The following is a 2,017-nucleotide window of genomic DNA, read 5'->3' on the forward strand; positions in this document are numbered from 1 at the left end:
CGTTTCCTAAGCTAGTGAGGTACACCTATTTTTCTTCCCTTTTGCCTTTTGCCTCTTGCATGAGTGCCTAAAACCCATAACTTTTGTACCTCAGCAGACTGAAAAACGCTATATATGATTGCTGTGCTGAGAGCCTTTTGTCAAGCCTAATTGAGATGCTCTTACCCTGGGTTTAATAACCAGGAAAAATCTATCATTGACCTTTTTCTCTATCTTTCTACCTGTCTATCCACTAGGATAATGACCTTGCAATCAAAACTTCATGTCTGCGTCACAGTAAGTTCATATCCCCTGCCTAAATTAGAGATAGTCAGTCCCAAGCCATTTTCCGAAACACTCCTCTCACACCCACGATTATTAGGACTGACTTTTATTCCCTTCTCAGAATGGTTAAACAATAAAAACTATGACTCGCAATATTTTTAACGATAATATCTCCCCGCGCAACGAAGGCAATCCTAAACGCTCCAAATCTTCTGCAATGAAAAAACTTTTTGCCTATTCCTCCTTACTGGTTTTGGGTGCCGGGTTAGGCATCGGTGCCACCTACGCCTACAGCCAAAATCCTCTAGAATTAGCCCAAAATATTGCCACCGCTACCAATAATCCTCGCCCCTCCACACCAGCGGCAGCCGCTCCCTCGTCTCTGGTTATTCCTACCAATTTTGTCGCTTCTGTGGTGCAAGAAGTGGGGCCGGCGGTGGTAAGAATTAATGCTTCTAGGGAAGTCAATGGAGGCGGTGATTTTTCGGAATTTGCTAACGATCCTGTTTTCCGTCGCTTCTTCGGTTCCCAAATACCCGAGCGAGGAGAAAAACAAGTTCAAAGGGGTACAGGTTCGGGGTTTATTATCAGTAATGACGGTAAAATTATCACCAATGCTCACGTTGTCGAGGGAGCAGATAAGGTGACTGTCACCCTCAAAGATGGTCGCACTATTGATGGTAAAGTCTTAGGTAGTGATCCTTTAACTGATGTGGCAGTGGTACAGGTAGAAACGAGCAATTTACCCACGGTTAAATTAGGTAATTCTGATAGTTTACAGGTGGGAGAATGGGCGATCGCTATCGGTAATCCTTTGGGATTAGATAACACTGTCACCACGGGGATTATTAGTGCCAAGGAACGCAATGGCTCCCAAATTGGTGCTAGTGATAAACGGGTGGATTTCCTGCAAACCGATGCGGCAATTAACCCCGGAAATTCCGGCGGACCTTTGTTAAATGCTCGGGGAGAAGTCATCGGAGTTAACACTGCTATCATTCAGAATGCCCAGGGTTTAGGTTTTGCTATTCCGATTAAAACTGCCCAAAGAATCGCCGAACAATTAATCGCTACGGGTAAGGTGGAACATCCCTATCTCGGTGTTCAAATGGTACAGTTAACCCCGGAGGTAAAAGAACAATTAGCCGATAGTCCTATGGCTGATAATTGGACTATCCCCGATGATTCTGGTGTCTTGTTAGTGCGGGTGATGAGAGATTCTCCTGCCGCAGCAGCGGGATTGCGATCGGGTGATGTGTTAAAGTCTGTAGGTGGTAAGAATGTCACCGATCCCGATGCGGTTCAGGAAATTGTTGCTAACACTCAAATCGGCGATAATTTGCCCATAGAAATTAGCCGGGAAGGACAAAAAATTAATCTGAATATTCAAGTGGGTAGCTTGAATACTGCTAACAGAGCCTAGTCTGGAAGATAAGTGGTAAAAGACCTAAACTTTATAGAGAGCTTGTTAGTAAGCTCTCTATATTTCTGGTTTTACTTTTGGCTCTTGAATCAAATAATTATAGCATTTATCTTGATGGTGAGGTAAGTAGGTAGGCGTTAAAAATTATCAGACACCCCCCTTATCAAGGGGGATCCCCCCGCCTATCGGCACCCCCCTTATCAAGCTATCCCTTATAGGGATCTTTCTTAACAATTTTTGCAGTAAGCACTCCAACCCTTATCCTGACTTGATTTCAGTTTTTTCTTTGTCAGTAAGGGTGTCAACAAGGAATATTACAAATTGTTAACC

General features: G+C 43.8%; 1 protein-coding gene. It reads left to right on the forward strand.

What is annotated here, in order from left to right; all coding sequences use genetic code 11:
* Positions 1-406 precede the first annotated feature (406 nt).
* The gene (locus PX482_RS19280) at positions 407-1,687 is read left to right on the forward strand and encodes an HhoA/HhoB/HtrA family serine endopeptidase (RefSeq protein WP_002762232.1); all 1,281 of its coding nucleotides are present in this window, start codon (positions 407-409) and stop codon (positions 1,685-1,687) included.
* Positions 1,688-2,017: the final 330 nt, after the last annotated feature.

The organism is Microcystis sp. M53602_WE12 (genome assembly GCF_030065455.1).
In the GTDB taxonomy this organism is placed as follows: domain Bacteria; phylum Cyanobacteriota; class Cyanobacteriia; order Cyanobacteriales; family Microcystaceae; genus Microcystis; species Microcystis aeruginosa.